Annotated in this window: 39 protein-coding genes, 1 tRNA gene and 1 pseudogene; 20 read left to right on the top strand and 21 right to left on the bottom strand. The window is 52.2% G+C overall.

Features of this window, described 5'->3' with window-relative positions; all coding sequences use genetic code 11:
* Positions 1 to 80: 80 nt before the first annotated feature.
* The 19 genes from LZU96_RS23690 to LZU96_RS21405 form a co-directional block, all read right to left on the bottom strand.
* The gene (locus LZU96_RS23690; protein ID WP_419149899.1) at positions 81 to 359 is read right to left on the bottom strand and encodes a peptidase; all 279 of its coding nucleotides are present in this window, start codon (positions 357 to 359) and stop codon (positions 81 to 83) included.
* Positions 262 to 642, bottom strand: a complete 381-nt coding sequence (locus LZU96_RS21485; RefSeq protein WP_233988620.1) for a DUF2570 domain-containing protein — start codon at positions 640 to 642, stop codon at positions 262 to 264. The genes LZU96_RS23690 and LZU96_RS21485 overlap by 98 nt, the downstream gene beginning before the upstream one ends.
* Positions 630 to 1,076 carry a lysozyme gene (locus tag LZU96_RS21480; protein ID WP_233988619.1) on the bottom strand — a complete coding sequence of 149 codons (447 nt, stop codon included), beginning with the start codon at positions 1,074 to 1,076 and terminating at the stop codon, positions 630 to 632. Before LZU96_RS21480 ends, LZU96_RS21485 begins: the two co-directional genes overlap by 13 nt.
* Positions 1,060 to 1,374, bottom strand: coding sequence for a phage holin family protein (locus LZU96_RS21475; RefSeq protein ID WP_233988797.1), 315 nt, complete (start codon positions 1,372 to 1,374; stop codon positions 1,060 to 1,062). The genes LZU96_RS21480 and LZU96_RS21475 overlap by 17 nt, the downstream gene beginning before the upstream one ends.
* Before the next feature lie 386 nt (positions 1,375 to 1,760).
* Positions 1,761 to 1,835, bottom strand: a tRNA-Thr gene (locus LZU96_RS21470).
* 162 nt (positions 1,836 to 1,997) lie between these two features.
* A complete protein-coding gene (locus tag LZU96_RS21465) occupies positions 1,998 to 2,486 on the bottom strand; it encodes an antiterminator Q family protein (protein ID WP_233988618.1) in 489 nt (162 codons plus the stop codon).
* Entirely contained in the window at positions 2,467 to 2,601 is a 135-nt protein-coding gene (locus tag LZU96_RS23685) for a YlcG family protein (RefSeq protein ID WP_163637919.1), read from the bottom strand. The genes LZU96_RS21465 and LZU96_RS23685 overlap by 20 nt, the downstream gene beginning before the upstream one ends.
* 211 nt (positions 2,602 to 2,812) lie before the next feature.
* Complete coding sequence (locus LZU96_RS21460) at positions 2,813 to 3,454, bottom strand: recombination protein NinG (RefSeq protein ID WP_233988617.1); 642 nt, start codon at positions 3,452 to 3,454, stop codon at positions 2,813 to 2,815.
* A gap of 431 nt (positions 3,455 to 3,885) precedes the next feature.
* Positions 3,886 to 4,101 carry a hypothetical protein gene (locus tag LZU96_RS21455; protein ID WP_233988616.1) on the bottom strand — a complete coding sequence of 72 codons (216 nt, stop codon included), beginning with the start codon at positions 4,099 to 4,101 and terminating at the stop codon, positions 3,886 to 3,888.
* Entirely contained in the window at positions 4,098 to 4,292 is a 195-nt protein-coding gene (locus LZU96_RS21450) for a hypothetical protein (RefSeq protein WP_233988615.1), read from the bottom strand. Before LZU96_RS21450 ends, LZU96_RS21455 begins: the two co-directional genes overlap by 4 nt.
* Positions 4,289 to 4,720, bottom strand: a complete 432-nt coding sequence (locus tag LZU96_RS21445) for a hypothetical protein (protein ID WP_233988614.1) — start codon at positions 4,718 to 4,720, stop codon at positions 4,289 to 4,291. The genes LZU96_RS21450 and LZU96_RS21445 overlap by 4 nt, the downstream gene beginning before the upstream one ends.
* 330 nt (positions 4,721 to 5,050) lie before the next feature.
* The gene (locus LZU96_RS21440; RefSeq protein WP_233988613.1) at positions 5,051 to 5,227 is read right to left on the bottom strand and encodes a hypothetical protein; all 177 of its coding nucleotides are present in this window, start codon (positions 5,225 to 5,227) and stop codon (positions 5,051 to 5,053) included.
* A gap of 278 nt (positions 5,228 to 5,505) precedes the next feature.
* A complete protein-coding gene (locus LZU96_RS21435; protein WP_233988612.1) occupies positions 5,506 to 5,853 on the bottom strand; it encodes a hypothetical protein in 348 nt (115 codons plus the stop codon).
* Positions 5,834 to 6,097: a DUF3850 domain-containing protein gene (locus LZU96_RS21430; protein WP_233988611.1), complete on the bottom strand. Its 264-nt coding sequence runs from the start codon at positions 6,095 to 6,097 to the stop codon at positions 5,834 to 5,836. Before LZU96_RS21430 ends, LZU96_RS21435 begins: the two co-directional genes overlap by 20 nt.
* A 2-nt stretch (positions 6,098 to 6,099) precedes the next feature.
* Entirely contained in the window at positions 6,100 to 7,446 is a 1,347-nt protein-coding gene (locus LZU96_RS21425) for a replicative DNA helicase (RefSeq protein ID WP_233988610.1), read from the bottom strand.
* A 1-nt stretch (position 7,447) separates the two neighbouring features.
* Entirely contained in the window at positions 7,448 to 8,296 is an 849-nt protein-coding gene (locus LZU96_RS21420) for a replication protein (RefSeq protein ID WP_233988609.1), read from the bottom strand.
* Positions 8,293 to 8,433, bottom strand: a complete 141-nt coding sequence (locus LZU96_RS21415; protein ID WP_163637950.1) for a hypothetical protein — start codon at positions 8,431 to 8,433, stop codon at positions 8,293 to 8,295. Before LZU96_RS21415 ends, LZU96_RS21420 begins: the two co-directional genes overlap by 4 nt.
* A 38-nt stretch (positions 8,434 to 8,471) precedes the next feature.
* Positions 8,472 to 8,774, bottom strand: coding sequence for a CII family transcriptional regulator (locus LZU96_RS21410; protein ID WP_233988608.1), 303 nt, complete (start codon positions 8,772 to 8,774; stop codon positions 8,472 to 8,474).
* Between the two features lie 114 nt (positions 8,775 to 8,888).
* Positions 8,889 to 9,116, bottom strand: coding sequence for a helix-turn-helix domain-containing protein (locus LZU96_RS21405; RefSeq protein WP_058956766.1), 228 nt, complete (start codon positions 9,114 to 9,116; stop codon positions 8,889 to 8,891).
* Between the two features lie 98 nt (positions 9,117 to 9,214).
* Between LZU96_RS21405 and LZU96_RS21400 the strand changes: the two genes are divergently transcribed.
* Entirely contained in the window at positions 9,215 to 9,904 is a 690-nt protein-coding gene (locus LZU96_RS21400) for an XRE family transcriptional regulator (RefSeq protein WP_233988607.1), read from the top strand.
* Positions 9,905 to 10,296: 392 nt separating this feature from the next.
* The gene (locus LZU96_RS21395; RefSeq protein ID WP_233988606.1) at positions 10,297 to 10,542 is read left to right on the top strand and encodes a transcriptional regulator; all 246 of its coding nucleotides are present in this window, start codon (positions 10,297 to 10,299) and stop codon (positions 10,540 to 10,542) included.
* 92 nt (positions 10,543 to 10,634) lie between these two features.
* Here the strand turns inward: LZU96_RS21395 and LZU96_RS23680 are convergent, their stop codons facing one another.
* Complete coding sequence (locus LZU96_RS23680) at positions 10,635 to 10,841, bottom strand: ECs_2282 family putative zinc-binding protein (protein WP_414692781.1); 207 nt, start codon at positions 10,839 to 10,841, stop codon at positions 10,635 to 10,637.
* Between the two features lie 537 nt (positions 10,842 to 11,378).
* On the opposite strand from LZU96_RS23680, the gene LZU96_RS21385 reads away from it, so the two are divergent.
* The 17 genes and pseudogenes from LZU96_RS21385 to LZU96_RS21310 form a co-directional block, all read left to right on the top strand.
* Positions 11,379 to 11,678 carry a hypothetical protein gene (locus LZU96_RS21385; protein ID WP_233988605.1) on the top strand — a complete coding sequence of 100 codons (300 nt, stop codon included), beginning with the start codon at positions 11,379 to 11,381 and terminating at the stop codon, positions 11,676 to 11,678.
* Between the two features lie 338 nt (positions 11,679 to 12,016).
* Entirely contained in the window at positions 12,017 to 12,157 is a 141-nt protein-coding gene (locus tag LZU96_RS21380; RefSeq protein WP_233988604.1) for a hypothetical protein, read from the top strand.
* Between the two features lie 26 nt (positions 12,158 to 12,183).
* Positions 12,184 to 12,465, top strand: a complete 282-nt coding sequence (locus tag LZU96_RS21375) for a hypothetical protein (protein ID WP_233988603.1) — start codon at positions 12,184 to 12,186, stop codon at positions 12,463 to 12,465.
* Complete coding sequence (locus tag LZU96_RS21370) at positions 12,465 to 13,361, top strand: YqaJ viral recombinase family protein (RefSeq protein ID WP_233988602.1); 897 nt, start codon at positions 12,465 to 12,467, stop codon at positions 13,359 to 13,361. The genes LZU96_RS21375 and LZU96_RS21370 overlap by 1 nt, the downstream gene beginning before the upstream one ends.
* Positions 13,362 to 13,371: 10 nt before the next feature.
* On the top strand, positions 13,372 to 14,217 hold the full coding sequence (recT, locus tag LZU96_RS21365) for a recombination protein RecT (RefSeq protein ID WP_233988601.1): 846 nt from the start codon (positions 13,372 to 13,374) through the stop codon (positions 14,215 to 14,217).
* Between the two features lie 2 nt (positions 14,218 to 14,219).
* Positions 14,220 to 14,615 carry a hypothetical protein gene (locus LZU96_RS21360; protein WP_233988600.1) on the top strand — a complete coding sequence of 132 codons (396 nt, stop codon included), beginning with the start codon at positions 14,220 to 14,222 and terminating at the stop codon, positions 14,613 to 14,615.
* A 48-nt stretch (positions 14,616 to 14,663) separates the two neighbouring features.
* A complete protein-coding gene (locus tag LZU96_RS21355) occupies positions 14,664 to 15,116 on the top strand; it encodes a hypothetical protein (protein ID WP_233988599.1) in 453 nt (150 codons plus the stop codon).
* Between the two features lie 262 nt (positions 15,117 to 15,378).
* Positions 15,379 to 15,648 carry a hypothetical protein gene (locus tag LZU96_RS21350; RefSeq protein WP_233988598.1) on the top strand — a complete coding sequence of 90 codons (270 nt, stop codon included), beginning with the start codon at positions 15,379 to 15,381 and terminating at the stop codon, positions 15,646 to 15,648.
* Positions 15,648 to 16,058, top strand: coding sequence for a hypothetical protein (locus LZU96_RS21345; RefSeq protein ID WP_233988597.1), 411 nt, complete (start codon positions 15,648 to 15,650; stop codon positions 16,056 to 16,058). Before LZU96_RS21350 ends, LZU96_RS21345 begins: the two co-directional genes overlap by 1 nt.
* A 90-nt stretch (positions 16,059 to 16,148) precedes the next feature.
* Positions 16,149 to 16,667: an HNH endonuclease gene (locus tag LZU96_RS23675; protein WP_419149898.1), complete on the top strand. Its 519-nt coding sequence runs from the start codon at positions 16,149 to 16,151 to the stop codon at positions 16,665 to 16,667.
* The gene (locus tag LZU96_RS21340) at positions 16,642 to 17,034 is read left to right on the top strand and encodes a hypothetical protein (RefSeq protein WP_233988596.1); all 393 of its coding nucleotides are present in this window, start codon (positions 16,642 to 16,644) and stop codon (positions 17,032 to 17,034) included. The genes LZU96_RS23675 and LZU96_RS21340 overlap by 26 nt, the downstream gene beginning before the upstream one ends.
* Before the next feature lie 9 nt (positions 17,035 to 17,043).
* Positions 17,044 to 17,262, top strand: a complete 219-nt coding sequence (locus tag LZU96_RS21335) for a hypothetical protein (protein ID WP_233988595.1) — start codon at positions 17,044 to 17,046, stop codon at positions 17,260 to 17,262.
* Positions 17,259 to 17,462, top strand: coding sequence for a DUF551 domain-containing protein (locus LZU96_RS21330; protein WP_233988594.1), 204 nt, complete (start codon positions 17,259 to 17,261; stop codon positions 17,460 to 17,462). The genes LZU96_RS21335 and LZU96_RS21330 overlap by 4 nt, the downstream gene beginning before the upstream one ends.
* A gap of 46 nt (positions 17,463 to 17,508) precedes the next feature.
* Positions 17,509 to 17,886 carry a hypothetical protein gene (locus LZU96_RS21325; RefSeq protein WP_233988593.1) on the top strand — a complete coding sequence of 126 codons (378 nt, stop codon included), beginning with the start codon at positions 17,509 to 17,511 and terminating at the stop codon, positions 17,884 to 17,886.
* A gap of 96 nt (positions 17,887 to 17,982) precedes the next feature.
* A complete protein-coding gene (xisR, locus tag LZU96_RS21320; protein WP_094119077.1) occupies positions 17,983 to 18,231 on the top strand; it encodes an excisionase family protein in 249 nt (82 codons plus the stop codon).
* Between the two features lie 31 nt (positions 18,232 to 18,262).
* Positions 18,263 to 19,543, top strand: coding sequence for a site-specific integrase (locus tag LZU96_RS21315; protein ID WP_233988592.1), 1,281 nt, complete (start codon positions 18,263 to 18,265; stop codon positions 19,541 to 19,543).
* Between the two features lie 32 nt (positions 19,544 to 19,575).
* Positions 19,576 to 19,923: pseudogene (locus LZU96_RS21310) on the top strand (glutaminase); the annotation flags it as partial.
* 1 nt (position 19,924) lies between these two features.
* Here the strand turns inward: LZU96_RS21310 and LZU96_RS21305 are convergent.
* Positions 19,925 to 20,866 carry a D-2-hydroxyacid dehydrogenase gene (locus LZU96_RS21305; protein WP_233988591.1) on the bottom strand — a complete coding sequence of 314 codons (942 nt, stop codon included), beginning with the start codon at positions 20,864 to 20,866 and terminating at the stop codon, positions 19,925 to 19,927.
* A gap of 232 nt (positions 20,867 to 21,098) precedes the next feature.
* On the opposite strand from LZU96_RS21305, the gene LZU96_RS21300 reads away from it, so the two are divergent.
* Positions 21,099 to 21,533 (top strand): DUF2946 domain-containing protein, encoded by a 435-nt coding sequence (locus tag LZU96_RS21300; protein WP_233988590.1) that lies wholly within the window; start codon positions 21,099 to 21,101, stop codon positions 21,531 to 21,533.
* Positions 21,534 to 21,561: the final 28 nt, after the last annotated feature.

Here is a 21,561-nt window from a genome sequence, read left to right as displayed (position 1 = left end):
TATACGGGTTTCTCTCAGGCTCGCTTTCTGTAGGCTCTGGGTGGTTGTTTGCGCGTGCGAGGCGCATAAAAAAAGCCCCGCTATTGCAGCGAGGCTCTTGATTCTTCTATCTTGCGGATGGCTGATAACTGGCCGTTGCAGATATCCAGCGAGTTAAGCAGTTTGATGTTCAGCTGCACACTGTCGCCAAATGTCATGTTGGCGGGTATCAGTGGTATAGGGCAGTCAGCGAGGAGGTTAGCCGGCACAGGTAATACCGGCCTATTCACGACCTCGTATTCCGTTTGCTTGCTGGCGCAACCGCTCAACAACAGAATCAGGAACGAGCTCGCCAGAGCACACGTTATCTTTGAGAGCATCCTTCACCTCTTCCTGTAATTGCTGCGACTTCATTTCAGCGGCAGCGCGGCGGCGGGATTCATCTTTAACGATGGTCGTCATTTCCCCCACCCTTTCTGACAGGTTATTGAGGGTGTTAGCCAGGTCATCGTTCTTACTGTTTACCCTTTTGACATCCTGCCTGAGCTCACTGTTATCAGCGTGCAGTTGATCATTTTCTGCATTTAGCGAGAACAGGAAGAAAATAATGATTCCGGCAAACAGGAATGGGATGATGTTTTTAAATACCGTTAAGCTGAACATAGGAATAGCTCCCGCTCTGCGCGTCTGCGACGGGTTAGTCCGGCCAGCACCTCTCCGCCTGCTTTGTTCCATCTGAGAAACTCATCAGCGGCACCGCGGGTATCTCCTGCGTTGAGCTTGCGCATAAGCGTTGATCCACGTAGAGCAGACACGCCCAGGTTATAAGCAAAGCTCACCAGGGCATCGAACTGACACTGATCGACCTGTACGCGCAGCATACCTTTGACGCCAGATTCATATTCCTTCACGCCTTCGCGTAACAGCTCATCCGCTTTCGCCTGGGTGATTGTCATGCCGCGGGATATCTTTCTGCCGTCAACGGTGCCGGTCCATCCATATCCGATAGTCCACACGCCGACTACATCCTGATATGCGGTGAGCTCTCGCCCTTCGAATTCTTTTATCAGTGCGATGGCTTTATTGCTGATCTGCATTGAAACCTCCCGCCTTCTGTAAAAACCGCTTCTCTAACGTTTTGATGAGAGATGAGCCAGACCAGCCAGCCATACCACAGATAGCGCCGGTGACTTCCTGCGGCCACTGCCAGTAAATGGCGAGCAGCATCATGAGGAACCCGGCAAACACGGAGACGATCATCTGAAGGCACAGGGTGCGCCAGCTGAAGGCGTCCCCGCTTAATACCTTGTAGGCGTATGCCGCTATCGAACCGAGGACTGTCATCCCCAGAGCGATCATGGCGGCGAATAAGCCCGGATCTGATTTATATGGCATGCGACGCATTCCTACCCCCTGATACGGGGACTTATCCTGTTTAGGAATTGATGACATTGTGAACAGAACAAGCCCGGTTAAACTTCCCACTGTCACCTGAGAAACCTTCCCGAGCCTTCCCGCCGTCTAATGCCCGACGCAGCCTTAGTTGATCACAATGAGAATCCCGCGTTTGCGGATATCCACCGTAGAAAAGATCGCCCACTGCCACACAGGAAAGGGTGAGAGTCGATGTTGATTGGCAGGGACGATAAACGAGAAAGGCCAGCTCTTTGGCTGACCTCTGAAATAGTTTGGTGATGTTATTTATCCGCTACAGGGTATGCGGTGAATCTTATCCCCGGGAGGGGATGAGCCGATTATGTGAGGTTATTCGGCTCAGAATTTGGTGCCGGGAAAAGGAATCGAACCTCTGACGCGCTGCTTACAAGGCAGCCGTTCTGCCACTGAACTAGACCGGCATAGAAATAAAAAACGCCCTCGCAGTTGGTGAGACCGCAGGGCGCTTTGGCTATCACAAATCGATGGAACTGACAGGATTTAAGTGCCGCTGCATCCTTAAGAACACTTACGGCAGCTTATATCCAAATTGTGGCTCAATGGCTCAATAGTGTCAACACTTACTATGCGACTTTTCTAATTTTAACTACACGTTTGCGATCGTTAAATGCAGATAGCAGCGGAGTGTAGAGAATATATAGGCTGGCATTCAATATCTCGTCCACTTCACGTCGGCAGGTAATCATTGATGGTCGCCTGGTACTTTCTCCACTGCGCCCTGACATTTTGCGAGGACTTGCGACCTTATGATAGTAGGATGCAATGGCTCGCTTAGAGGAGCCGTGAGCGTAGTAGCTAAGCAGGATGCCAAGTGCTTTTTTATCGATGCGCATGACGGAGTCCACGACCTGAGAAATCAAGAGTCCGTCGTCATCATTACACATTGGCCGGTATGGATAGGATTGCGGCTCAACAGTCGCCATGTATTGCGCTATGACACTGCTCTGGCGCTTTTCCAGTCTACCTGAGTAAACCCATGCACCCCACAACTCCAGCCAGCTATTAATCCAGTCGTGCTGCTCTTTAGTCAGGTTAAGCTCGCGTACTGGCATTGGTCACCCCCATCATCTTCGCTGTGTTCCGGATTATCCGGTAGTTGATCTCATACATGCCGCGCATCTTGAGAATGCGAAGGCGGAGCCACTTTTCTCTGAGGTATTCGGTCATGCGGGCCTCCTGTTGATAGAGCTGACCGCTACTGAAAGTCGATAATAATCACCAGCGTCAAATACGAAGCCTTTCGCGATATTTGACCAGCCACTCTTTATGGTCTGCCTTGCAAGCCGATCTGCTTCTGCTTGAGCCTGCCTTCTGTTCATTCGCAAAATGTTAAAGTTGGCGTCAGTTAATGGTCCACCTACGCCATACACCGGCTTGATCATGCTGCCTCTCTTTGCTTATTCAGTTCACGCACCTTTGCCCGGTACTCATCCCGGATGCGGATGTAGTCTTCACGGCGATAGCGCGTCATTTCGTGGGGCCCATTCAGCCAATCAACCAACTCCTGCCCAAACCTCTCAACCAGAGTGGCTTCATATCTCTGCGCTACGGTTGCCGCCTTTGCACCATGCTTAGCCGACCCGGCATTACAGGATTTGCATTGACGATAGGCATTGCTTTCAACGAAGCGGAGCTCTGGGAATCCACCTACAGTTTTGAAATGCCCACAATCCCACTGCCCGCCATGCAAATCAGGCGGATTGGTTTCGCCGCAACTGATGCAGGGCTGGTCATGGTCACGAAGGCGGATGAATTGGTTGAAGGCTTGCTGCGCTTGGGCTTTGAAGTAACTGGCGGGCTTGGTGGCTAACTTGCGAACTTTGATACTACGTCTTTCCTGCTGGGCTTCTTCCTTTCGTCGTCGTTCTGCTTCCTGTATCGCTTTTTGCCGGTTTCTCTCCCTTTCAGCCATCGCCAGTACCGTTCCGCAATCTGGTGAGCACCATCGTTGGTTCTGGAAGGCTGGATGAAACCATTCGCGGCAGGCCGGGTTCTTACATTTCCGCCTCACTTTCCTCATCGTCCACTCCCATTAGTCCGTTCGGATCGCTTTCCACCCATGAATCTACGCATGCCGAGCAACAGTAAACTTCCTCCGTGGTGAGTAATGCTGGACAGCCAACGCACTTGATAGCAGAGGTATCTCCAGATGCATCGCAATGGGAAGTAGTCGAAGTGTTCTGCATACCAGTAGTCCTCGTTGCAGGTCTCGCATCGCACCCCGTAGTGATACTTGTCTTCTGAGGTGAGGATGGTGTGACAGCGGCAGCAGCGCTCTTTCATCTCGTGAACCTCATGCGATTAGTTACAGACTCACGTATCCCCTTCAGGTAGTTGAAGGTGGGTATCTGAGATTCGGTTAGTTGGGGTTTGCGTTTCTTGCGGGGTGACTTGACGTTGTAGATGGCGTGATTTTCGTATGCCTGCCAGAGTGATTTTCGCCTGGCGTAATTAGTGGACTCTCGCATGATTTCTCCACCTCATCGCGCCGGTTGCTGCCCGGACTACTTCCAGAAACTCAGGTGATTTCTTCAGTCCCATCTCGCGGGCCTTGTTCGTTACCTGTTGCCGTGGCTTGTCGAACATGATTGCCAGCAGGTCTGTTGATGCGTTTGCGTAATCGCGAGCCAGAATGTCGAGATGCTCGCGGCTCCATGTATTTCTCATGCTGCGCTCCTGTGTTCAGTGTTAACGGTGCCGCCCTGACCAGTGGTAAACATCGGGTTACGGCTGCTGTCTGATTCGCTGACTTCCATCTCGTCTGCGCTGCGCTGATAGACGCAATATGGCTTCCTGTAGACGTGAGAAAGCCACGCAGCTTCTTCGATGGCTGCGCCAATATCGGTGAATGTGGTCATTTGATTTGTTTCTGCTTGAGTTCGTAAAACTCGGAGTTGTTTGGTATGACAATGGGTACGCCTTTATCCAGGCACCATTGTTCGTGTAGCTCCATCAGGTGAAGCATTCGGCCTTTGTCCATCCTGCTCGTCTTCTCGCGCTCTCCGCTTTCATCACGGCCCAGCCAGTGCCCAACGTAGTAGTCATGAACTTCTTCATTGCTGATTGGCCTGCTGAGTACCACCGTCCCGTTACCGCTTCGAATGTCGACCACTACCCCGCGAGCGCGCAGCCAGTCGCCTGTGGTTTCTACCCACATGCGCCATGTGCGATTCATTGGAATTGTTCGGAGGTCACGCCATTCGGAGAATTTGATGCGGTATTTCTTGCCGGAAGAAACGAGGTTGAAGATGAGTCTGGTGAATTGACCGAGAGTCGTTGTGTGCAAACAGAAGTCCTGCACTGTTACCTCCCTTCGATTGTCTCCACGTAGTCATGGATGTTGTCAGCTGCGGCGCTCAACAACAGGTCAATGCTCTGCTTACTGTGTCCGCCTTCACGAAGCATCTTGAGGGCTGTCAATATCGCTGAGTGTGAGTCTTTGAGGGGTTGGTGCTTAGGTCTGAGGGGGATTACGTTGTTCATTTCCGACTCCTTTGAAGTGCCAGCACGATGAAAGCCGTGCAAAGCCAGATGGTGCCGCAGATAGTGCTTAATGAATTACCGCTTGCCAGTCCACAACCGGAAAGAAAGCCACCTACGCATGCAAGGAAGTAATTCATGCTTCCTCCTGCTTGCTGCTTAACGCTGCCTGCCAGCCATCGCGCCAAATCTCCCAACTGGTCTCGACAACGCCGGGGCTTGGGTAATCATCAGGATGCCATCCGGTGTGCACTTCAAATTCCTCTGCGAATCCATCGCGCAGCTGCCGCTCCAGCTCATCGTTGTTTTTCATGTCAGTCGACCTTCTTTGGAATGCTGAATGTTGCTGCCCATGGAGTGGCGTTTGGTGAGGTGTAGAAATAAAGCGGCCACCACCGACCGAAGCACCGCACCGGTAGTCTGAAGCAGATGTAGCCCCACTTCCGGGTACGGATATTCACGGCCCAATGCATAGCGTTTTCGCCATAAATGGTTAGTGGACCAATACTAATATGGCCCGCCATAAAGCTTTCCCACCATGTGAATGACTGGTATTCCTTTTGATTCAATATCGCTCGCTTTAACCACATATCACTGCTCTCCGTTCTGATTGGTGGGCTGCTCCGGGATGATGCGGTAGGCGATGATGTTAAGGTTTGAAAGCAGGCTACGATGGTCACAGCGCCATTCGCTTGCCTCACCGCAACTCACTGAACCATCGCTCCACTTGGTTTCTACCATGACGTCACCATTAACAGGCTGCTCACCACCACCCCACTCAATCCAGCCATCACCCCGCTCCTGCTTCTCCAGTATGGGGAGTGCAATCTCTAGGGCTTGCAGGTACAAATCCTCCTTCAGAGTGATCCCATCCTGGCGCTTGCCTTCGAAAAGGTTAAGGAACATCTCCCTGCACTTATCAGCGGTTAGCTTGTTCATTGGTGGCTCCTTGGTTGAGTGGTGCCATGCTGAGGAGCACGTAGCCCGGCAGATATTCACCAACATCAGCAATATGAGTTATGACTCGCTCGCATGCGTCGCCGGTGTAATCGCCATTCCACTCCATGAGGAGTAGCGTGTCGCCAACGCTGAATGGTCGGTCACTTTTGCGTAACTCCGCGGTTTTCAGTTCATCCAAAACAGGCGTGAAGTGCTCAGGTAAAATTTTCAGTTCATGAATCATCACTAACCTCCGTAGCGCCAGTCGTTGGCCGGCTGCTCTTTGTTTTTGTTGTCGGAATACTGCTGAGCCACATCGGTCTGATCGATGTTGATGAAGTGACCATTCTTCCAGCCCATGTAAAACGTCTGCGGCTGGCCGGAGCGGTACTTACCGACGATGATTTCCGCAATCCCTTTCAGGTCGCTGTTTTCGTGATAAACCTCGTCCCGGTACGGGAAGATAATCACGTCAGCATCCTGCTCAATGGCACCTGATTCGCGCAGGTCTGACATCGTTGGTCGCTTGTCAGCGCGTGCCTCTACGCCGCGGTTAAGCTGCGACAGGAGGATTACAGGGACTTTGTTGCGAAGGCAGAACTGTTTCAGCTTGCGGGTGATTTCGGCAATCGCCAGGTCGTTACGTTCAGCCTTTGGTTTCTTCATCAGGCCAAGGTAGTCGATCGACACGAAGCTAAGCCCGCCATCCATGTTCATGCGCTCTGCATGGGCGATGATTTCGTCAACGCTAAGCGTTTCATCCAGCACGTAGTTGTCTTCTTCCTGAAGCTGTGCGGAGGCGTTTGTCAGGCGGGTGTATTGCTCATCAATCATGTCCAGTGGGTTACGCAATGAGCCGAGTGCGATGCCGCCACGGTCTGCGACGAAGCGCTCTACAACCTGCATGTCTGACATCTCCATCGAAATCATTAGACCCTTGCCCTTCTGCCGGCCGATTGAGTTACCGATGTTGATTGCCAGCTCTGTCTTACCCATGCCAGGCCGCCCAGCGATGACAATCAGGTCAGTGCGATCGAACCCGCCGTATGCTTCGTCCATCGCCTCTATGCCGGTTTTCAGGTAGAGGCCCGACTCCTGCCCTTCCATGCGCTTTTCCAGCACCTGCATGTAATCCGTCAGCATGTCGCCAATGCGGCGCGGCAGCCGGTCAGTGGTTTCGAACTGAAGCTTTGAGATGATGCCGGTTGCTTCGGCAATGCTCTCGTTGATGTTCTGCGTGTTGGCGTTAGCAAGCATCTCAGCGGCCTTCGTGAGGTCTGCTGCGCCCTTGCGGAGCATCCAGCACTGGCGAACCAATTTGGCCCACGCTTTGATGTTCGCAGCCGTGTTGCACTTGAAGCCAACGGTCATGACGTGGTCGCGAGTGTCTTCAGGTACGGCCGCGCCAACGGTGAACGGGTCAATCGGCTCGCATTTGTCGATGAACCGGCAGATGACGGTATAAATCTGCCGCAGGTGGTGATTCGAGAACGCCTCAGCGGGAAGCTTTGCGGCAATGTCGCGGCAGTCGATGTGATCGCCTTTGACCATCATCGAGCCAACCAGTTGCTGCTCGAAGTCTAAACTGTCCATTTCAGGCCTCCTGGCTGATGATTTCGTCGATTTTCTTCTGGGTCAGCGCCGTGTCGATGCCGTAACGCTTGCCGCCAGGATTCGCACCGCAGGCCCACTCAGTTGGCTGATAGCCAAACTCGATGTAGCCATTCACGAAAGTGTCGATTTGCTGGGTCGGCCGACCGGTCTCTTTGCAGTGCTTCAGGTGGGAGTCGTACAGGCGCTTGATACCCTTCTCGGTCGTTGCGCTGATGCTGAGGATTTTCGGCAGGCCGAAGGTTTCGGCTTTGCGGTTCCATGTGTCTTTCAGGCGGTCACGGTCGAAGTGGTATTTGCTGGCTGTCTGGCGCTTTGATTTTTCTTCAGCAACCGACAAATTCCCCTCTGGGGATATAGGGGTTTCTTTTTTCTTTAAAGAGTTTCTTTTGTGTGTCTCTAGATTCGAGACATCATTTGTCTCTAACTTAGAGACTTTATTTGTCTCTGGTTTAGAGACAAGGTTGCTAACTTGGAGACTCTTACTGAAATTCCATGCAGAGACTTCCTTGTTGATGCCGATTTCGCTCCCTTCCATGAGAAGGCAATTCATTGAAAGCAGTTCTTTTTTCGCCTTGTTGACGTTCTGCCGGGACAGGCCGGTGATGCTGGCAATCTGCTCATCAGCAATGCGATCTACTTTCTTACCGAAGCCATAGGTTTTCCGTGTTACTGCCAGGAGAACTTTTAACTGGCGAGCGGTTAAATCGGCGCTAGCAATTGATTCCAGTAGCTCGTTAGCGATGCGGGTATATCCACCATCGGTATCGGCCACTCTTCGCTCCACGGGCTGCTGAACAGCCCCGAATGTTGCATACGCTACGTTGCTCATTTGCCCTTCTCCTGAGTCTTTGCTTCTTTCAGGCACTGGCTTAACTTGCTGGCACCAAGCTGAGAAATGCTGCGATAAAACTGCTCTCTGGCCTGCTCTTTGAGTCGGGCAAATCTTTCATGTTTATCGGGTTTCATGTATTATTACTCCTGTGAATTGATCCAGTCATTTCGCATCAGGCCTCGAAGCTGTTGACGCAGCTATTCGGGGCTTTTTCTTTTGTCAGTAGCTGCTCTATGCGCAACAACCTCTGCGCCATTTCTGATTCAGGTGACACCACATCCAGATAAGCCAGCGCCAGACTCATCATCTGGAAGAAGCTGTGACGCTGCTTTCCTGATGGACGCTTCATGCGGCTTACAGCTGCATCGTCCAGGTCGAGTACCTTTGCCAGTGTTCCCTGTCCACGTTCAGCCAGTTTGCTCAGTAACTGGCTTTCAATCTCTCTCGCTTTTTTGCGATAGCTTGCAATTTCCATGATGTAAAATTCCTTTGTTGGTTAAGTAATTGCGTGACATTGCGGTGAGCATCTTCACTTCGGTTTTTGGGGGCCGAAACAGCCTCCGGTCAGATTGATAAAGAGCGGTGTTGCTTAAGCCGCTGTGTCGGCTGACTTCATGTATCGCTGCGGATAGAGAATCTGCATTTCGGTGATCTTCCCTTTGAAGAACCGGGACAATTTCTCTGCCGTTTCGAGAGAGGGAACCTGAATTCCCCTTTCAATCCGGCTGAGGTTTCCAACGTCAAGTTGCGTTGCGATGGCTACCTCGGAAATTGTCAGCTTTTTCTCTACACGCATTTTCCTTAATGGTGTTGGCATAATGCACCTCCTAAATGCGCTATACGCATAATATGCGAATTGGAAAATATGCGCAAGGCGCTTTGCGTGTCACGCATAAAAAAGGTTGAATACACGCCATGAAAATAGGCGACAAGATTAGACAGATTCGCAAAGCGAATAAGATGACCCTGACAGAACTCGCGTTGCGCGTGGATAGCGACGTGGGCAACCTGTCACGCCTTGAGCGTGGAATGCAGGGTTACAGCGATTCCCTTATACATAAGATTGCGGAAGCTCTCGCAGTTCCTGTATCTGAGCTATTCTCTTCCAATGAAGCTAATTATACTGTAGATTCATACAGTATCGGTTCCATTATAAAAAAGGGGAGAAAAGATGTGTACAGGATTGATGTTCTTGATGTTTCAGCAAGCGCTGGAGATGGTTCACCCTCGAAGGACGTCGTTGAAGTCATAAGGTCTATTGAATATGTTCCCGATCAAGCAAGGGTCATATTCGGTAACCGGCCGGAGTCATCCGTGAAGCTTATTAACGTTCGTGGTGACAGTATGGAAGGCACTATTGAGCCAGGCGACCTGATTTTTGTCGACGTCGCTGTGAGCTGCTTCGATGGTGATGGTATCTATGTCTTTGACTACAACGGCGACATGTTTGTTAAGCGCCTGCAGAAGGTTAAAAGCGAACTGATCGTCATATCGGACAACCCGCGCTATCGCGAATGGACTATATCCGCTGAAGAAATGGATATGCTTCATGTCGCCGGGCGCGTGATGTTGAGCCAATCCCAGCAATACCGCCGTCACGGATAACCTCCCCTTTCGCAAATTAGCCCGCCATGTGCGGGCTTTTTTTGTGCCTGCAACATATCCCGCTTAAAAATAAATCCGTTTCTGTTTCAAACACATAACCCAATATCGATGAAAAACAGTCACACCCAATTAATTATGCGCTTGACGCATATGCGTTGTACGCATAATATCTATCCCATCAGCAGGACGCTGGCAGGCCACAGGGAACGGAGTGGCGGGTTCTTTAACAATAGAGATTGAGACTGATTCGGTCTCACCAGAGAGCAGTTGGCTTTGGGCAAGAGAGAGGTGGAGCTTACGGCGCGAGTTTACCGTCGGACCTGAGAAGCCTCTTAAATTCGGAAACGTCACGGGTTCCGGCTCTTGCACCTAAGCCAATTACCGGAGGCAACATGAACAACAAGCAACGCAAGAAGCTGCAACGTGCAGTAGAGCATCGTGCCATGAAGCTGCAACAGCAGGGCTTCGAGCGCCGCATCGTCAGCACCTTATCCAGCTGCAATCAGAGAGTAGAGAAGGCCTGCATCTCCCCTTCTCTGCGTGACCAGAAGACGACTGGCTCAGCCTGCCTGCCGGATGTAGCTATCTACGCCGCAGGACACCGAAAACCAACCAAGAGCATTTATCCAGCGAGGTGAGCATGAAAAGGACTGGTGAACTGGTAGTGTCTGTGAGCGTAGACACTACCGAGATTGAACTTCAGATAGCAGAGTTGAAATCGCTATTAGGTTCAGAGCTTGAAGGCGTTTCTGACGATTTCATCAACGCGGCTTATAGCAACCTGCCTGCTGTGCTCAATGATATCGTCTTTAGTGACACTCCTGCCGCACCCTGCACAAGCCTCAACATTGTCCATCGTGTACGGCTCGGCTCTAAATATGAAAGATTCACTGCCGCAATCAGGGCAGGAAAATTGGATTCGAATTTTCTCTGACATAGCAATTCCTTTTAATGACTGTGGAGCAACCAAATTATCAGTTTCCTTTGACTGTGGAAAGCTGAGGAACCACCTCGCCTGATGTGGATAAAAGCAGGCACCTCAGCCGCACCGAGAAGGCAGTCATCTCCCCTTCTCTGCGTGACAGGCATGAGAGCACATCACAGTGCTTACCGGAAATCGCGATATTCGCTGCCGGGTATCGCAACTCAAAAGACATCGTAACGGCGAGGTGAGAATGTCCAATTCAGATAAGCACACTAACCGTGAAGCACTGAGTTTTGAGGTGGTTGAAAACGGACCAGACTCAAATGACTACGTGATAAAGCAAGTAAGAGGTGAGAGCGCAGCCAGGACATCAGCTGCGATTCTGCAGGAACGTAATGCCTATCTTGGATACGGCTACACCATCAGGCAGGTCGCTTAGGCGGCCTTTTTCATATCTGGAGGCTCCATGATAGGCACTGGTAACTACATTTTCGGCTGGCTGGTTATTGGCGTGTTGATAGGGCTGGGGTTTATAGCAGGAGGTTGAAGATGCAAAAGCCAATTGAAGTGACGCAACTCGATATTGCATTTGGTGGCAAGGCCATGAAGATTCTTCCTGCCTATTCATTAATACCTGATGAGTTCAAGAAAGACTCTAACACCTGGAGTCGACTGGTTAGTAAATGGTTCTTCGGCGGGCTAAACAAGGATGAGTGGCCGAAAGCAAAGGATGGCATCGACTGGAATCTGGCAATGCTGAATATCCAGGTGTGTCTTTCGTGCTTCGAACCAAAGCACGAGCACAAAATTGCTGGCGCTGCCTATCTCGCTTCGCAGTGGTTTGAGTGACACCGTAAAGCCGCCTACTCAGACGGCTTTGAGGTGCTACGCACCAACGCTGTGAAGTTTCAAATGACAGGATAGATAACCAGAACGTTACTCCTTATGCCCGGCGCAATGCTGGGCTTTTTTTGACACCAAACCTAATTCATCAATTCAACGGAGTTACCCATGCAATATCAAATGCAGGGGGCTGCCCTCATGGGTGGCTCCAGTTTAAACGCGTCTCAGATTAACCAGTTCGCATACAAACTCACCGGCGCTGACGTTATGTCGTGGAAGCCAAAGAGCCGCTTACAGCAGATTTGGGAGCGCCTGTTGCAGGTCGTTTCTCAGGAGGGCAGGCCATGATAGCACAGGCAGCCACTGAGCAGTACCGCAGGCAGCAGAAAGAGCTGGAGCGCCAGCGCGAGATGGTTGAGAAATCGAAGGACTTCACCTTCATCAACATGATGCTGAAAGCCATTGGCATGGGAGAGAAGAAATGAGACTGAGCAGAACGGCCCGGAATGAGGTGCAGGATATCGCTGACAACCTCCCGGATAGCGAACTGGAGCTTATCGCAGCTGAAGTTGATACTCGCATGAACGGTCACAAAACAAACCCATTAATGCCAGCCCTGTGCGCCTTCCTGACCCGCCATTACGACTACCCGGCTATCGAGATGTTCGATGAAGACGACGAGCAGCACGAAGCCGCTGAGGCGCTTTTGCGTGAGGCGATGGTGCGGGTTGCGCGCCGTGAAGTAGCGATCGAAATCTACCGCAACAGACACGGAAATCAGGAGGCGGCGTAATGCAATCAGTTGGCCAGTTAGACAGAACAAAATACCTGGGCGGCAGCGATGTCGCCGGGATTCTCGGAATATCACCGTGGCGGACGCCGCTAGACGTTTACCTGGACAAGGTGCAGCCACGCAGAGAGGCACCATCACCCGGTAAGCAGAAGATTTTCAGTCGTGGGCAGAGGATGGAGCCTTACGTCATTGATCTTCTCTCCGAAGAAACAGGCCTGGTAATTGCCAGGCGCGGAGAGCGATATCTTGATCCAGAGTTACCCTACATAGCCGCTGAAATAGACGCTGAGGCAGAGAGTGGGGAAAACATTGAGATTAAGACGTGCAGCCCGTTTAAAGCCCGGGAATGGGGTGAGCAGCAAACTGATGCAATACCGGTCCATTACACGGCCCAGGCGATGCATGGGCTGATGGTGACTGGTAAGCAGGTTTGTGTATTCGGCGTACTGATTGGCGCAGATGACTTCCGCGTTTACCGCGTAGAGCGGGACGATGAAACAATAGCGGCAATTCGGGAAAAGGAAATTCAGTTCTGGGAGATGGTGAACAACCTTACTCCGCCGCCACTTACAGCAGTCAGTGATGTGATGCGCATATTCGACAGGGATGCCGGAACGGGCATTGAGGCAGATGGAAAGGCTCTCGATGCGTTGCTTCAACTAAGGGAATTGCAGGCCAGAAAAAAGGAACTGTCAGACGAAATAGAGTTTGCTGAGCAGAAGCTGAAGCTCTTTATGCAGGACAACTCATACATCAGCCTGCAGGGTAAGCAACTGGCAACCTGGCGCACACAGAACTCTACCCGCTTCGATATAGCCGCGTTCAAGGAGGCTCACCCAGCCCTCTATGACGCCTTCAAGAAAACATCAAAATCTCGCGTATTCCGCATCAAATAAGGACTATCTCATGTCTTCAGCAGCACTTAAATCCGCAGCGACCGGAGGCGAAGTCGCGCCTGCACAGGAGCGCAAGCCAAAAACCCTTACCCAACTGATGGCCGACCCGAGCACCAAGGCCCAGATTGCTCTTGCCCTGCCCAAGCATATGACCGCCGACAGGCTGGCACGTATTGCTATGACCGAGCTTCGTAAAACGCCAAAGCTCATGCAGTGCGACCAGATGTCTTTCCTTGGCGCAATCATGCAGTGCGCTCAGCTTGGTCTTGAACCGGGCGGCGCGCTCGGTCATGCCTACCTTCTTCCTTTCGATAAGCGGCAGAAGCAGGGAAATCAATGGGTCACAGTTGCCACCGAAACACAGTTAATCATTGGCTATCGCGGGATGATAGACCTCGCTCGCCGATCTGGTCAGATTGTCAGCCTGTCAGCCCGTGCAGTGTTTGAAAACGATAAGTTCAGTTATGCATACGGCCTCGATGAGAAGCTGGAGCATGTGCCGAACGAGGATGGTAATCCGGGCGCGCTGACCCACGTATATGCAGTGGCTCGCCTCAAAGATGGTGGCGTTCAGTTTGAGGTGATGAGTAAAGCAGCCGTCGATAAAGTCCGGGCGCTCAGCAAATCCGGTGACAAAGGGCCGTGGGTCGATCACTACGAAGAGATGGCAAAGAAAACGGCCATTCGCCGGCTCTTCAAATATCTTCCCGTTAGCATCGAACTTCAGCGCGCCGTGAACCTGGATGAAAAAGCTGAAGCCGATATTCCACAGGATAACTCATCGATAATCACTGGTGAGTACGAGGTGGTCGACGAAGCACCGGCAGACAATCAGGAGCCAGTTCAGGGAGAGTAACCATGCGAAAACTCGCTCAGTACCGGCGCAACAATCACCCGAACAGCGGATTCAAAGAGAAAGTCACCTTCCAGCTATCTAAAAGACCGATGACCGGGCGCGAATTAAGCGCCCTTTTTCATATGACGCTCAGTGAATTCAATCATCAGATGCGCGAATGCCTGAAGCCCTGCAAATCACTCAGCATCACCTCATCCGAGCCGGTGAAGGTCGGGCGGGTGTTTGACCACACCTACACGCTGGAGCGCAAACCAAAGCGCCTGGTGCCGCTTAATTCGGTACCAATCATCATCAGCGGCAAAGGTTCTGATAATGAGCGCAGACAGCAGGCAATCGTCGCGGCAAAGCGCCGGGCGCGGGTAATCGCAACGGGCCTGAATCTGGGCTGCCTGGACTAACTATTTTCGCCGCGGCATTGAGCCTGACAGCGGCATAAGGGGTAAGAGATGAATATCACAGAACATGAAATGCGCGGGCTTATCACGGGTAAAGCCATGCCTGCCGATATCTTTGTCGGTGAAAGCCTTGCGGCTTACCTGGTGAGAAAATTCGCAGTACAACAGAAAGCGCGTGACGCGCTGGCGGCTGAGAGCGCGGCGCGGGGCGAAATCATCGAGCGCCTGATTGGTCAATACAGTGCAGCGGGTTATCACGCCGTACAGGATTCACTTAATCCAGCGCAGTCATGGCTATACGACGCAATGCAGGTGCTGAAGCAGACAGCCACCGACACCTATCTCAACTCTGTGCGGGCTGATGGCGTGGAGGCATTCGCGCATCAGCAGCGCGTAATTGCGGATGCAACGCCAGCTGCAGCATTTCAGCGCGACCGTCGCTTCGCGGCAGGTCTGGCTGAGGATTTCGCCGCCCAACTCCGCGCCGGTAAGGATGGTGAGTGATGAAGACATTCTTAGTATGGTGCCCTGATATGGGATCAGAGCGTGAAAATGCCAGTGAAATCGAGGCTCATGATGCCGAATCAGCAGCACAGGAGTGGGCTGAGGAGGACGATTGCTACAGTGCTGAATACAGAATCGCAAGTGGTCGCGAGACCCCCGTTGTGTGCGTCGCTGAAGGCGACGGACCTGAGCAGCAATTCAGGGTTAGTGGCGAGGCAGTTCCACAGTACTATGCGACCGCTATCCGCGCAGGAGATCCATCATGACCGAAGAGCAGAAGCAGGCGCTGATTGAGCGATGCGAACAGAAGATTAAAGAGCTTTCAAAAGTCGAGTTCGGCATCATGCATAAAGACAAGCTCGACCTCTTAATTTATTGCCAAGCTATCACCAACCTGACCGCGCAGCCGGTTAAGCTGCCGCAAATCATTCAAATCGGCTATACGCATGACGAAATCACTGCCATGTGCAATGTAAGAAACGATGCTGTTGCCGCCATCCGAGCAGCCGGTTATCAGGTGGAGGGTGAGTGATGGGAAAGCAAAACCGCTATATCTACCACTACTGCGCTGCGCAAGGTAATGCGACGGTATCTGGTATCGCTCAGCTGACTTTCCGGATTGTCTCTCAGGAAGACCTGAACACACTGAAGCAGATCGTTTCTGACGACCTCAGCTTTCAGGCTGTCGCCATTATTTCTCTTTCATATTTAGGCCGCGAGAATGAGGAAATAGCCCGCCCCACGCCCGCCGCTGACCTGGCTGAACTGGTGCCGGATGGCTGGAAACTGGTACCGGGTGAGCCAACAGAAGAGATGCTGAGGGCATGGCGTGGTGACATGTACAAGTCATATGCAAAAATCCACATCGAGCATATTGGTGATGATGAGATTGGATTCGCTTACAGTGCCATGCTGGAGGCGGCACCCACCCCGCACGAATAGGCGTATACTCCCCACAGGAGGTCATCGCCATGTCACATAATCTAGCGGCACGCAATTTCTATTAAATTCAGTATCCAGCTGGAGATTTTCGTGAAGCCCAAAATACCCCCAAAAGAACTGACTGATTTCATCAGGCAGAACATATCCTATTGCCGATTGACTGGATTGCTGACGTGGAAAACAGCCTCGCCCAAGGGGCTGCCAGCAGGAAGGTCATGTGGGAACCTGAATAAATTTGGCTATCTCAGGTTTAAGGTGTCCGTTAATGGTGTGCCATATACAGTGATAGCGCACCGCGTCGCATGGCTACTGCACTATGGTGAATGGCCTGAGCTTGAAATAGACCACATCAATTCCAACCGCATAGATAACCGAATAGAAAATCTTCGCCAAGCAACAAGGTCTCAAAATATGTGCAACACGCGCAGGGCCAATAAGGAGGGACTTAAAGGTGTAAAGCTCAAGAAGGATTGCAATCGCTGGGAGGCGCAGATACGCGTCCGAGGTAAGCACTACTACTTAGGGTTGCACTCCACGGCCGAAGCAGCGCATGAAGCTTACTGTGAGGCCGCAAAGAGGTTGCATGGAGAATACTCTTCAACCAAGTGATAACCGCCCGCTGAGGCGGTTTTTTTACGCCCAAATTTCGGAGATGAGTATGGCTATTCAAGTGCCTAAATTCGGTTTTCAGGAGTACGTGCCAGACAAAAAAGACCTGTGCTCTTTATGTGGCTCAAATGTAGGCGAGCACCTGTTAGTGCAATGTAAAGACGATATTCTCATTTGCCCTGACTGCATTGATTTGCTGGCCTTCCTAAGGAGGCAGAAGCAAGCTGAACGCGATGAAAATACGATTCAGGCAATGCTAGTTATTGAGTCATCTATGCCAGACGCATACCAGCCACGCGAGCTATTTGAAGCTCTAATTAAGGCTGTTAGGGATAACAAGATACCCCGCATTCACGTTGATTTTTGAGGTGATGATATGAGTTTTGCGGATATTTTAGACGAGGCCGCAGAACGCGAGCAGCAGATGATTGAGATTGCCCTGGCTAACCGGCCTAAGCCGAGTATGCAGTTTACCGGCACTTGTCAGAATGGTGATTGCGGCGAGAAAGTCGATAAAGGCTTTTTCTGCTGCCCGGAGTGCCGCACCGATTATGAGCGCATCGAGCGCGCTAAGCAACACAGGAGAGTGGCATGAGCTGCTGGACTTCCTTTTGGGAGGAAATGCCTTCGCTGAATGAAAAGATTCTTCTTTTATTCATCCAATACGACGGACACATAGAGGATGGTTTTATTGGCGATGAGGGGGATGGCTGGTATCACTACTTATATGACGGTGACTCCATGCCGACCAATCCTAGCCACTGGATGCCACTCCCAGCCCTGCCGAACGACTAAACCCCACCCACCCTATTCACTATCGCGCTCTGCGTGAGGAGTTGTTATGTCTGAAGAGCAGGAATATTTCATCGTTTCGGTTAAGTGGACGGAGCGCCGCCAACCTTATATTACGCTGTGGGGCCATGATAACAGCGGGTATCGGGCACGGTTAGAGACATCCGGCCGTTATGGATATGAGCGCGTAATGTCTCATCCTTCCTATTACAACAATGGATACCACACTCTTGCCGTTCCATGTTCAGTTCTGGAAGCGATGGCGGTCAATGTTAAGCCAGGATGGATAGACGGAGATGGCGGCACCTGGGTTCCTAACAACAAAGCAAACTGGGACGTTATTTTAAAAAGCGCCATCTGCAGCCCGGCCCGCGAGCCTAAGCCTCGCTATCGCGGAGCGCCAAGAAGTCACGAACGTGCAGCATGAACACCATCTGCGACATCACCCCCGGCGAGTTCACTCAGTGGCTCGCCGTTTTATTTTTATCGTGCTGGTCTGGAACTGGCCGCCAAAGGAGTAGATATGGAAAACGTTGTTCAGCTGATGCCCAATAAATGGGTGTCCGAGGCCGTTCTTACCACAGTAACCGGCATGACCAAGCACATGATTCAGCACGCGCGCCGGTCAACTTGGCTTGAGGGGAAGGAGTATCGCCATGTGGCTCCCGACCTCGCGCCAAAAGAAAACAGCCCGATCATGTACTGCCTGCCAGAAATAAATAAATGGATTGAGAAACAGCGCCCGGCGATCCGCCGCCGCATTTCTGCTTAAATGGACTCCCTTTCAACAGCGAGGAGCAGTGATGGCTAAATACCCCACAGGCGTAGAAAACCACGGAGGGTTTCTGCGCATATGGTTCATTTATAAAGGTAAGAGAGTGAGGGAAGGTCTGGGATTGCCAGATACACCGAAAAACAGGAAGGCAGCAGGAGAGCTGAGGGCTTCTGTTTGCTATCAGGTAAAAACCGGAACCTTCAGCTATCCAGATCAGTTTCCAGGCTCTCCGAACGCCGGTAAATATGGCGTACAGAGAAGGCTGGTGACACTGGCTGAGCTGGCAAACAAATGGCTTTCAGTGAAGGAAATGGACCTTACCGCAAACGCACTGAGGCATTACAGGTCATACGTTGGATCATGCCTGGATGTAATCGGCCATGAAAAGATGGCTGACTCAGTGACGCAGGAAGACATCCTGATTGCAAGGAAGGAGATGCTGACGGGAATACAGCGGCCGCGAGGAAGGAACCCGATACCTACCGGAAGAGGCAGAACGGTGCCAACGGTGAATTCATACTTCGCCTGTCTGAAGGGAATGTTTTCGTTCGCCGCAGCCAATGGCTATGTGCAGAGAAACCCGATGGAGACTTTTGCGCCGCTGAAAAAATCCAGACCAGCCCCTGACCCGCTGACCCGTGAGGAGTACGCAAGGGTGATCGCCGCTTCTCCCACCGAGCAGATGACAAATCTCATCATCTTTGCCGTTAATACCGGTATGCGGCATGGAGAGATTATCTCTCTGGCGTGGGAAGATATTGATACTGTGGACTGGACGGTGAAGATAGTGCGCGGGCAGTCGATGACGAATTACTTCAACCCGCCGAAAACAGACTCCGGCATCAGGACCATTCAGCTGACCGCCCCTGCCATTGAGGCGCTGAAGTCACAGATGGTGCTGACGAGAATGGGACAGCAGCATGAGGTAACGATTCATCTGCGGCAGAAGGAGGCGACGCGAACAGACCTGTGTACTTTCGTGTTTTCACCGAGGATCACAACCCGTAATGGTGGGACGGCAGACTGGTACACATCAGGAACAATCAACGCCGCCTGGAGAACGATGCTGAGGAAGGCTGGTGTCAGAATGAGGAAGTCATATGAAACGCGGCATACTTTTGCATGCTGGGCACTTGCGGCCGGAGCCAACCCAAACTTTGTTGCTCACCAGATGGGGCACTCTTCGGCGCAGATGCTTTACAACGTTTACGGTAAATGGATGACCGAGAATAATCACGATCAGGTCGCTCTCCTGAACGCTGATTTTTCACAAAATGCCCCACCCATGCCCCACAAGAAAACCGCTTAATCATAACCTTCTGTATTTATTGCAACTTTCCATATCAATACTACTTGCTGTCGATGAACTGTATCGAACTGGCGCGCAGTTTTGTCTATCTGGCGAATCAGGGAGTGACGCTGGATGGCAGCCGGATGATTACCCCTCGTCAGGCACGGCAGATTAACGCCCTGATGATCACCAGCGGCATGTATGATGGCGCAGGCGAGTTTGCCTGGCGCGTCGGTATGCCCGCCAAGTCAGGCGTCGGCGGCGGGATTATTGCGGTCATTCCCGGAGAGATGAGCATCGCGGTCTGGTCACCCGGACTGGATAGCGCGGGCAATTCGCTGGCCGGAACTGCCGCGCTGGAGTGTCTGACCGATAAACTGGGCCGTTCGATTTTCTGAATCAGCTCACCACATTGATCGGCTGGCCCTGACTAAAGGCCACCAGATTCGCAGTGATGCCCTGCAACAGATTGTGTACGCCGCTCTGACTGGCCCAGGCGATATGCGGCGTAAGCAACAGATTAGTCAGGCCAGGTCGCAGTAGCGGATTATCGGCGGCAGGCGGTTCGCTGCTCAGTACGTCGAGCGCTGCTCCTCCAATCCGGCCCTGTTGCAGCGCCTCTGCCAGATCCTCCTCGTTGATCAGCCCGCCGCGCGCGGTGTTGATCAACAGCGCCTGCGGCTTCATTTGACTTAACGCCTCACGGTCGATCAGCTGTCGGGTCTGTTCGCTCAGCGGACAGTGCAGCGAGAGGATATCGCTGGTCGCCAGCACCTGTTCAAAACTGACATAGCCGTCACGCAGCGACGTACTGCCTTTGCGCTCGGCGAACTGAACCTTCATGCCCAACGCCTGCGCCAGTTTTCCGGTGGCCTGACCAATGTCACCTTTGCCGATAATGCCCAGCGTCGCGCTGCCTATGTCCTGAATCGGCTGGCGATGCAGACAAAAATGTTGCGCTTCAGGCCACGCGGTACGCGTGCTGGTGGCGTAATCCAGTAACTGACGACGCAGGGCAAAAATGGCGGCAATCACGCCTTCCGACACGCTCTGTGTCGAGTAGCCCGGCACGTTGCTTACCACGATGCCGCGCGCGCGACAGGCATCAATATCGATACAGTCATAGCCGGTCGCCGCAACGCAGATAAACCGCAGCGACGGGAGTTGCTCCAGCGTGGCGGCACGCAGCGGCACTTTGTTGGTGATCGCCACCGTGGCATCCTGCAGCGCCGTTACGATGGCGTTTTCTGCGGTATGACCACGCACCTGCCAGTCACTGCAGCCTGGCGGTGCGGTTAGCGGCAGCGGTAACGTTTCACCATCCAGCATCACGATTTTCATATTTCATCCTTTGTTAACAGCAATAAGCGCCTCCAGTCAGCGTCTGGTTGCGCAGCAATGTTAGTCTTATGTATTTCATGAGTAACGAACAGGTTAAATGACAGCGGAATTAAAGTGAATATGTTCAAACTGTGCGAATTTTTTCAGGATTATCGCCACTTTATTTAACCCTTTTACCCCCTTCGCGTTACACTGCCGCCCTCAATGGTGACCCCTGACCCTGATGTAAATCATGCATAGAACTGCCTTCAGACAACGACTCACTGCCGGTATTGCGATCCTGGCCGTGCTGCTGTTGTTTGTTGCGCCGATGGTCTCCAAAAATCTGGCAGAGCATCACGCCAGCCAGCAGCGTCTGTCCGCCATCAGTGACGAGATGCCGATGATGCATCATCACAGCGACAGGACGATGATGGCGCAGCACAGCGACATGTCGATGCCAGGTCACGACATGATGATGGAGCCGGGTTTCGCCTGTGGCTACTGTGATTTACTGATTCATGTCCCGCTGATGCTGTGGGTGTTTACCCCGCTTATCTGGTGGATGAGTCTGATCTGCCGGACGCCGCCGCCGCCCGCAATCAATCCACCGCGGCGGCGACGTTTTCTGCGTACCCATCGTCCCCGTGCGCCTCCGTTGCCGACGCTGAACCTCACTGTTTTTTGACCCCGACTTCTTACGCGTTATGGCGTCA

Origin of the sequence: Pantoea agglomerans, from assembly GCF_021397715.1 — a bacterium.
Classification (GTDB): domain Bacteria; phylum Pseudomonadota; class Gammaproteobacteria; order Enterobacterales; family Enterobacteriaceae; genus Pantoea; species Pantoea astica.
This window is presented reverse-complemented; position numbering and strand designations above follow the sequence as displayed.

Coding starts and splice junctions, on each gene's coding strand:
- LZU96_RS23690 (WP_419149899.1), bottom strand. CDS start 359: ATGCTCTCAAAGATAACGTGTGCTCTGGCGAGCTCGTTCCTGATTCTG.
- LZU96_RS21485 (WP_233988620.1), bottom strand. CDS start 642: ATGTTCAGCTTAACGGTATTTAAAAACATCATCCCATTCCTGTTTGCC.
- LZU96_RS21480 (WP_233988619.1), bottom strand. CDS start 1,076: ATGCAGATCAGCAATAAAGCCATCGCACTGATAAAAGAATTCGAAGGG.
- LZU96_RS21475 (WP_233988797.1), bottom strand. CDS start 1,374: ATGCCATATAAATCAGATCCGGGCTTATTCGCCGCCATGATCGCTCTG.
- LZU96_RS21465 (WP_233988618.1), bottom strand. CDS start 2,486: ATGCCAGTACGCGAGCTTAACCTGACTAAAGAGCAGCACGACTGGATT.
- LZU96_RS23685 (WP_163637919.1), bottom strand. CDS start 2,601: ATGACCGAATACCTCAGAGAAAAGTGGCTCCGCCTTCGCATTCTCAAG.
- LZU96_RS21460 (WP_233988617.1), bottom strand. CDS start 3,454: ATGAGGAAAGTGAGGCGGAAATGTAAGAACCCGGCCTGCCGCGAATGG.
- LZU96_RS21455 (WP_233988616.1), bottom strand. CDS start 4,101: ATGAGAAATACATGGAGCCGCGAGCATCTCGACATTCTGGCTCGCGAT.
- LZU96_RS21450 (WP_233988615.1), bottom strand. CDS start 4,292: ATGACCACATTCACCGATATTGGCGCAGCCATCGAAGAAGCTGCGTGG.
- LZU96_RS21440 (WP_233988613.1), bottom strand. CDS start 5,227: ATGAAAAACAACGATGAGCTGGAGCGGCAGCTGCGCGATGGATTCGCA.
- LZU96_RS21435 (WP_233988612.1), bottom strand. CDS start 5,853: ATGAACAAGCTAACCGCTGATAAGTGCAGGGAGATGTTCCTTAACCTT.
- LZU96_RS21430 (WP_233988611.1), bottom strand. CDS start 6,097: ATGATTCATGAACTGAAAATTTTACCTGAGCACTTCACGCCTGTTTTG.
- LZU96_RS21425 (WP_233988610.1), bottom strand. CDS start 7,446: ATGGACAGTTTAGACTTCGAGCAGCAACTGGTTGGCTCGATGATGGTC.
- LZU96_RS21420 (WP_233988609.1), bottom strand. CDS start 8,296: ATGAGCAACGTAGCGTATGCAACATTCGGGGCTGTTCAGCAGCCCGTG.
- LZU96_RS21415 (WP_163637950.1), bottom strand. CDS start 8,433: ATGAAACCCGATAAACATGAAAGATTTGCCCGACTCAAAGAGCAGGCC.
- LZU96_RS21410 (WP_233988608.1), bottom strand. CDS start 8,774: ATGGAAATTGCAAGCTATCGCAAAAAAGCGAGAGAGATTGAAAGCCAG.
- LZU96_RS21405 (WP_058956766.1), bottom strand. CDS start 9,116: ATGCCAACACCATTAAGGAAAATGCGTGTAGAGAAAAAGCTGACAATT.
- LZU96_RS21400 (WP_233988607.1), top strand. CDS start 9,215: ATGAAAATAGGCGACAAGATTAGACAGATTCGCAAAGCGAATAAGATG.
- LZU96_RS21395 (WP_233988606.1), top strand. CDS start 10,297: ATGAACAACAAGCAACGCAAGAAGCTGCAACGTGCAGTAGAGCATCGT.
- LZU96_RS23680 (WP_414692781.1), bottom strand. CDS start 10,841: ATGTCAGAGAAAATTCGAATCCAATTTTCCTGCCCTGATTGCGGCAGT.
- LZU96_RS21385 (WP_233988605.1), top strand. CDS start 11,379: ATGCAAAAGCCAATTGAAGTGACGCAACTCGATATTGCATTTGGTGGC.
- LZU96_RS21380 (WP_233988604.1), top strand. CDS start 12,017: ATGATAGCACAGGCAGCCACTGAGCAGTACCGCAGGCAGCAGAAAGAG.
- LZU96_RS21370 (WP_233988602.1), top strand. CDS start 12,465: ATGCAATCAGTTGGCCAGTTAGACAGAACAAAATACCTGGGCGGCAGC.
- recT (WP_233988601.1), top strand. CDS start 13,372: ATGTCTTCAGCAGCACTTAAATCCGCAGCGACCGGAGGCGAAGTCGCG.
- LZU96_RS21360 (WP_233988600.1), top strand. CDS start 14,220: ATGCGAAAACTCGCTCAGTACCGGCGCAACAATCACCCGAACAGCGGA.
- LZU96_RS21355 (WP_233988599.1), top strand. CDS start 14,664: ATGAATATCACAGAACATGAAATGCGCGGGCTTATCACGGGTAAAGCC.
- LZU96_RS21350 (WP_233988598.1), top strand. CDS start 15,379: ATGACCGAAGAGCAGAAGCAGGCGCTGATTGAGCGATGCGAACAGAAG.
- LZU96_RS21345 (WP_233988597.1), top strand. CDS start 15,648: ATGGGAAAGCAAAACCGCTATATCTACCACTACTGCGCTGCGCAAGGT.
- LZU96_RS21340 (WP_233988596.1), top strand. CDS start 16,642: ATGGAGAATACTCTTCAACCAAGTGATAACCGCCCGCTGAGGCGGTTT.
- LZU96_RS21335 (WP_233988595.1), top strand. CDS start 17,044: ATGAGTTTTGCGGATATTTTAGACGAGGCCGCAGAACGCGAGCAGCAG.
- LZU96_RS21330 (WP_233988594.1), top strand. CDS start 17,259: ATGAGCTGCTGGACTTCCTTTTGGGAGGAAATGCCTTCGCTGAATGAA.
- LZU96_RS21325 (WP_233988593.1), top strand. CDS start 17,509: ATGTCTGAAGAGCAGGAATATTTCATCGTTTCGGTTAAGTGGACGGAG.
- xisR (WP_094119077.1), top strand. CDS start 17,983: ATGGAAAACGTTGTTCAGCTGATGCCCAATAAATGGGTGTCCGAGGCC.
- LZU96_RS21315 (WP_233988592.1), top strand. CDS start 18,263: ATGGCTAAATACCCCACAGGCGTAGAAAACCACGGAGGGTTTCTGCGC.
- LZU96_RS21305 (WP_233988591.1), bottom strand. CDS start 20,866: ATGAAAATCGTGATGCTGGATGGTGAAACGTTACCGCTGCCGCTAACC.
- LZU96_RS21300 (WP_233988590.1), top strand. CDS start 21,099: ATGCATAGAACTGCCTTCAGACAACGACTCACTGCCGGTATTGCGATC.